Consider the following 6,349-nt stretch of genomic DNA (forward strand, 5'->3'; position numbering starts at 1 on the left):
TAGTGATTTATCTATGTCTGCGTCATCAATACAGTTCTCCTCACGTCATCAACTTCTGGAGAACCCGACATGCAAGACAGCAGCACTTCATCCACGGTCGTCATCACCGGCGCCTCGAGCGGCATCGGGCTGGGCCTGGCCGAGGCCTACCTCGAACGCGGCTTCAACGTCGTCGCCAATGCACGCACCGACGAGCGGCTCGCGGCCGCGGCAAAGCAGCTCGGCAACCCGGCACGCTTTCTCGGCGTCGCCGGCGACATCGGCCAGCGCGCGACCGCGCAGCAGCTCATCGACCGCGCCATGGAGCGCTTCGGTCAGGTCGACGTGCTCGTCAACAACGCAGGCATCTTCAACGCCAAGCCGTTCGTCGAATACACCGAGGAAGAGCTCGACCAGCTGGTGGCCACCAACCTCAAGGGCTTTGTCTACGCCTCGCAGGCCGCGGCAAGGCACATGGTGGCGCGCCGGCAGGGCCACATCGTGAACATCACCGCCAGCATCGCGCTGCAGCCGAACCAGCAGGTGCCTGCCCTGCTGCCAGTGCTCATCAAGGGCGGCATCAACGCCGCGACGCGCGCGCTGGCGCTCGAACTCGCACCGCACAACGTCAAGGTGAATGCGGTGGCGCCCGGCATCGTCGACACGCCGCTGTACACGCCCGAGCAGCACGGCTTCCTGAACGGCCTCTCGCCCGCCGGCCGCATTGCGACCGTGCGCGAAATCGCCGACGCCGTGCTCTACCTCACCAGCGCCGATTTCACGACGGGCGTGGTGCTGCCGGTGGACGGCGGCATGAGCACGGGCAAGTGGTAACCCCTCCTTCATTCATCGATCCAACCACCCACCCAAGGAGGACACCATGCCTTTCATCAACCTGAAGATCACCCGCGACGGCGTGACGCGCGAACAGAAGACCCAGGTCATCGCCGAGTTCACGGAAACGCTTGAACGCGTGCTGAACAAGCCGCCCGAGTGGACGCACATCGTGATCGAAGAGATCGACACCGACGACTGGGGCTTTGCGGGCCTGACGACGACGGAGTACCGCAAGCGGCTGGCGGAAAAGGCGAAGCCGGCGAAATGAAGGGCGCCCAGGCGCGGCGAACCACGCCTATTCGATAAACCGCCGCAGCCCCTCAAGGTCGATCACGGTGATTCCCCCGTATTCGATCCGCAGGAAGCCCGCCTCCTTCAATCGGTTCAACGCCGCATTGCAGCGCTGCCGCGACACCCCCGAGAGATTCGCGATCTCTTCCTGCGACGTCTGCAGATGCAGCTCGCTGCCCGGATACAGCCATGGATGGAACAGCCCCGCCAGCGCACGCGCCACCTGGCTGTCGGCGTCGAGCAGCCGGTGCGCCGCGTAGTTGCCCATGAACCAGTGCAGCCGCTCGTTGAGCTGCTGCAGCAGGAAGTGATCGAAGCCGCGCTGCGTGCGGTGCAGCCACTCGAAAGTCTCCAGCGGCAACTGGGCCACGCGGCTGGGCCGCAGCGCAATGACGTCGGCCGAACGCGGAGCGCCGCGCAGCAGCGTGCCTTCGCCGAACCAGCTGCCCACCGACAGCCCGCCGAAGGTCACCGAGCGCCCGTCGCTCGAGGTGATCGACCACTTGAGCAAGCCTTCGAGCGTGCCGTACCAGTGCAGCGGCGTGTCGCCGCGCCGGCACAGCGCGGCGCCGGCCGCCACGTCGACCTCGCGGATCTCGTCGAGCACGCGCTCGCGCGCCGTTTCGTCGAGCAGCGGATACCAGGCCGAGCGCTGCAGCAACTGGGAAATCGTCAGCGATGCCGCCTTGAAGGCCGGCTTCGTCGTGGCCATGAAATGAAAGCTCCTGAGGCCCGGGTGCGTAAACCCTGAGCCCAAATGTCGTCGCAATGACTGAGTGTGCCTGCGCCGCCAAAAATAATAGCGCGCCCCTCATGAAAGAAGACACCCCAGGAGACCCGGAGCATGTCGTCGTCCAAGCGCAAAGTGATCGTGACCATCGCCCCCACCGGCGGCATGGCGCACAAGTCGCAGAACCCCCACCTTCCCACCCAGCCCGACGAGATCGCGGCCGACGTGCTGCGCTGCTGGAACGCCGGCGCGAGCGTGGCCGCCATCCATGCGCGCCGCCCCGACGACGGCGCCACATGCAGCGCCGACGTGTACCGCGACATCAACAGCCGCATCCGCAACGCCGGCTGCGACATCGTCATCAACAACTCCACCGGCGGCGGCGTGCATGGCGACATGGTGAAGCCGCTGGCCGGCGATCGCTGGGAGATCGCCTGGGAAGAACGCATCAAGGGCATGGACGCGGGCGCCGAGATGTGCACGCTCGACGCCACCACGCTCAACCTGAGCTTCGAGGGCAAGCAGATCCTGATGGACACGCCCATCACCCGCGGCCGCGAACTCGCCGCCGGCATGAAGGCGCGCGGCATCAAGCCCGAGTGGGAGGTGTTCAGCCCCACGCACATCCTGCAGGACACCACCACGCTGATCGAGGAAGGCCATGACGACGAGCCCTACTTCATCAACCTGGTGATGAACGTGCACCGCAACTTCCAGAACGCGATGCCGTATTCGCCGCGCTTCCTGCAGATGATGGTCGACACCCTGCCGCGCGGCAGCATCTTCGGCGTGAGCGGCATCGGCCCCTCGCAGCTGGAAGCCAACGTGGCGGCGCTGCTGCTGGGCGGCCATGCGCGCGTGGGGCTCGAAGACAACCTCTACTTCCGCCACGGCGAGCTGGCCACCAACGTGCAGCTCACCGAACGCATCGTGCGCGTGATCCATGAGCTCGACATGGAAGTGGCCACGCCGGCCGAAGCCAGGCAGATGATGGGGCTGCCGCGCAGAGGCGGCCCGCGCCCCGAATTCGCGCCGCGCTGAGAACAACCCAAGGAGACATCGCATGGACACCCGCCGCCACTTCCTCCACACGCTCGGCGCAGCCACTGCGCTGGGCGCCCTCTCGCCGCTGGCCGCGCTGGCCCAGGCGCTCGAGCAGGTCAAGATCTACTACGGCTTCCCGGCCGGCAGTGCCGGCGACAGCGTGGCGCGCCGCGTGGGCGAAAAGCTCGCGGGCTCGGCCTACTGCCGCAACGTGGCCGTGGTCGAGAACAAGCCGGGCGCCGGGGGGCGCATCGCGCTCGAAAGCCTCAGGAGCGCGCCGGCCGACGGCAGCGTGCTGGCGCTGTCGCCCTTCTCGTGCACCTCGATCTATCCGCACATCTACAGCAAGCTCAGCTACGACCCCAGCAAGGACTTCGCGCCGGTGTCGATTGCCGCCGTCATGCACCACGGCCTCGCGGTCGGCCCGCTGGTGCCGCCCGAGGTGCGCACGGTGAAGGACTTCCTCGCCTGGGCCAAGGCCAATCCGAACCAGGCCAGCTACGGCTCGCCCGCGGCCGGCTCGACGCCGCACTTCATCGGCGCGCTGCTGGGCCTCAACCACGGGGTCGATCTCAAGCACGTGCCCTACCGCGGCTCCATCCCGGGCGTGACCGACGTGGTGGGCGGGCAGATCGCCGCCATGGTCACGCCCAGCGGCGACTTCATTCCCAACCACAAGGCCGGCAAGCTGCGGCTGCTCGCCACCTCGGGCAAGGCACGCTCGCCCTTCTCGCCCGAAGTGCCGACCTTCGCCGAGCAGGGCTTCGCCGAGCTGACCACCGAGGAATGGTTCGGCTTCTACGCCCCGGCCAGGACGCCGGCCAGCGTGGTGGCCACGGCCAATGCGGCGATCAATGCGGCCATCAAGGAAAAGGTAGTGACGGACAGCCTGGCCGTGGTCGGCCTGATCGCCCAGGGCTCCACCGCCGAGGAGATGGCACGCTCGCAGCGCGCCGAGGCCGACCGCTGGGGCCCGCTGGTCAAGAAAATCGGCTTCACGGCGGACTCCTGAGGGGATGCAGATGGAACCGATTGCCACAACACGCGTCGCGGTGGTTGCCACCGGCGTCATCGGCGCCAGCTGGGCCGCCTACYTCCTCGCGCGCGGCCTCGACGTGGAGGCCACCGATCCCTCGCCCGATGCCGAGGCGCGGCTGCGCGCAGCCGTGGCCGCGCACTGGCCCACGCTGGAGCGCTTCGGCCTGGCCGCCGGCGCCTCGGCCGGGCGGCTGCGCTTTCATGCGCGGCTCGAAGACGCGGTGGCCCAGGCCGACTTCGTCCAGGAAAGCGGCCCCGAGCGGCTGGATTTCAAGACCGACCTGTTCCGGCGCATGGACGAGGCCGCGCCGGCCCACGCGATCCTGGCGTCGAGCTCCTCGGGGCTCGCGATCAGCGCGGTGCAGGCCGAATGCAGGCACCCGGAACGCGTGGTGCTGGGCCATCCCTTCAACCCGCCGCACCTGATCCCGCTGGTGGAGGTGGTCGGCGGCGAGCGCACCTCGGCCCAGGCCATCGAACGCGCGATGGCCTTCTATGCCGCCATCGGCAAGCGGCCGATCCATGTGAAGCGCGAGGTCAAGGGCCACATCGCGAACCGGCTGCAGGCCGCGCTCTGGCGCGAGGCCTTCCACCTGGTCGACGAGGGCGTGGCGAGCGTGGCCGACATCGACACCGCCATTGCGCACGGCCCCGGCCTGCGCTGGGCGGTGATGGGGCCGTTCATGAACCTGCATCTTTCGGGCGGCGCGGGCGGCATCGAACATGTGCTCGCGCACCTGGGCGGGCCGATCGAGGACTGGTGGAAGGACCTGGGCGCGCCGTCGATGACGGAAGAACTCAAGCAGAAGGTGGCCGAGGGCGTGGCCGCAGAACTGGGCGCGCGGCGCGTGGCCGAGCTCGAGGCTGCGCGCGACATGCTGCTGTTAGACCTGATTCGCGCCAAGGCCGACACCGGCAGACTCGATTGAAATGAACAACGACCACTTCCTTTTGGACCCCAGCCAGATCGCCCCGCCGCGCACCGTGCGCGTCGACTTCGACGACGGCTCCTTCGCGCTGCGTTCGCCGATGGCGCTCAAGCCCTATGCGCGCTGCATCGGCGAATGGCTGGAGCGTTGGGCGCGCGAGACGCCCGAGGCGCTGGCTTTCGCGGAACGCGACGACAGCGGCGAAGGCTGGCGCAAGCTCGACTACCGCGCGCTGCGCCAGGCCGTGGGTGCGGTGGCGCAGGGCCTGCTCGACCTCAAGCTGCCGGCCGACAAGCCCATCGTGATCCTCTCGGACAATGCGATCGACCACGCGGTGCTGATGCTCGCGGCCATGCACATCGGCCGCACCGCATGCTCGCTGTCGAGCGCGTATTCGCGCATGGCCAAGGATCCGTCGCGGCTGCACGGCATGCTGCAGGCGCTGCAGCCGGCGTTGATCTACGCCTCGGATGCCAAGGTCTACGGCGGCGCACTCGCGGGCTGCGGCGTCGAGGCGCCCGCGGTGTTCAGCCGCAACGCCGATGCGCATGCGGGCGCCCTGCCCTTTGCGCAACTGCTGCAGGCGAGCGAGACGCCGGCCGTGATGCAGGCCTACGAAGCCATCCTGCCCGACACCCACGCCAAGTACCTGCTGACCTCGGGCTCCACCGGCAAGCCCAAGGTGGTGATCAACACGCACCGCATGCTCTGCGCCAACCAGCAGATGATGGCGCAGACCTGGCGCTTCCTCGAATACGAGAAGCCGGTGCTGGTCGACTGGCTGCCCTGGAGTCACACCTTCGGCGGCAACCACAACCTGCACATGGTGCTCGCCCATGGCGGCGCGCTCTACATCGACGAGGGCCGGCCCGCGCCGGGCCTGATCGAGAAGACCGTGCGCAACCTGCGCGAGGTGAAGCCCACGCTGCTGTTCAACGTGCCGCGCGGCTTCGACATGCTGCTGCCTTTTCTCGAAGCCGACGATGCGCTCGCGCGCGAAGTGCTCTCGCGGCTGCGGCTGGCCTTCTATGCGGCCGCGGCGCTCGCGCCCTCCACCTGGCAACGGCTCGAAGCCGTGGCCCAGCGCGTGCGGCCCGAGCGGCCACTGTGGCTCACCACTTCCTGGGGCGCCACGGAGACTTCGCCGGCCATTACATCCGCGCACTGGAAACTCGATGGCGCGGGCTGCATCGGCGCGCCGCTGCCGGGGCTCGAACTCAAGTTCGTGCCCAACGGCCAGAAGCTCGAGATGCGCGTCAAGGGCGTCTCGGTGTTCCCGGGCTACCGCCATGCGCCGCGCRAAACGGCCGAAGCCTTCGACGATGAGGGCTACTACCGCATCGGCGATGCCGGCTTTCTTGCGAACCCCGCCGAGCCCTCGCAGGGCGTGATCTTCAACGGCCGCGTGGCCGAGGACTTCAAGCTCTCGAGCGGCACCTGGGTCTCGGTGGGCACGCTGCGCGTGAAGCTGGTCTCGATGCTGGCGCCGCATGTGCAGGAC

General features: G+C 68.2%; 7 protein-coding genes. 6 read left to right on the forward strand and 1 reads right to left on the reverse strand.

The genetic code is table 11. The annotated features are described in order from the left end of the window. Positions 1-69 precede the first annotated feature (69 nt). Both AC1DOC_RS14550 and AC1DOC_RS14555 read left to right on the forward strand, forming a co-directional pair. The gene (locus tag AC1DOC_RS14550; protein WP_436299183.1) at positions 70-813 is read left to right on the forward strand and encodes an SDR family NAD(P)-dependent oxidoreductase; all 744 of its coding nucleotides are present in this window, start codon (positions 70-72) and stop codon (positions 811-813) included. 46 nt (positions 814-859) lie between these two features. Continuing rightward, a complete protein-coding gene (locus tag AC1DOC_RS14555) occupies positions 860-1,084 on the forward strand; it encodes a tautomerase family protein (RefSeq protein ID WP_157611192.1) in 225 nt (74 codons plus the stop codon). Between the two features lie 27 nt (positions 1,085-1,111). Here the strand turns inward: AC1DOC_RS14555 and AC1DOC_RS14560 are convergent, their stop codons facing one another. After that, on the reverse strand, positions 1,112-1,819 hold the full coding sequence (locus tag AC1DOC_RS14560) for a Crp/Fnr family transcriptional regulator (RefSeq protein ID WP_436299182.1): 708 nt from the start codon (positions 1,817-1,819) through the stop codon (positions 1,112-1,114). A 132-nt stretch (positions 1,820-1,951) separates the two neighbouring features. Here AC1DOC_RS14560 and AC1DOC_RS14565 point away from each other — a divergent pair, with 132 nt between their 5' ends. From AC1DOC_RS14565 to AC1DOC_RS14580, 4 genes are all read left to right on the forward strand, one after another. Next, entirely contained in the window at positions 1,952-2,878 is a 927-nt protein-coding gene (locus AC1DOC_RS14565) for a beta-keto acid cleavage family enzyme (protein WP_436299181.1), read from the forward strand. 22 nt (positions 2,879-2,900) lie between these two features. After that, positions 2,901-3,893 carry a Bug family tripartite tricarboxylate transporter substrate binding protein gene (locus AC1DOC_RS14570; RefSeq protein ID WP_436299180.1) on the forward strand — a complete coding sequence of 331 codons (993 nt, stop codon included), beginning with the start codon at positions 2,901-2,903 and terminating at the stop codon, positions 3,891-3,893. 10 nt (positions 3,894-3,903) lie between these two features. Further along, entirely contained in the window at positions 3,904-4,848 is a 945-nt protein-coding gene (locus AC1DOC_RS14575) for a 3-hydroxyacyl-CoA dehydrogenase NAD-binding domain-containing protein (RefSeq protein WP_478129983.1), read from the forward strand. Position 4,849: 1 nt separating this feature from the next. Further along, on the forward strand, positions 4,850-6,349 hold a 1,500-nt coding region (locus tag AC1DOC_RS14580), incomplete at its 3' end, for a feruloyl-CoA synthase (RefSeq protein WP_478129984.1).

Source organism: Variovorax sp. 01T439_2 (assembly GCF_056398445.1).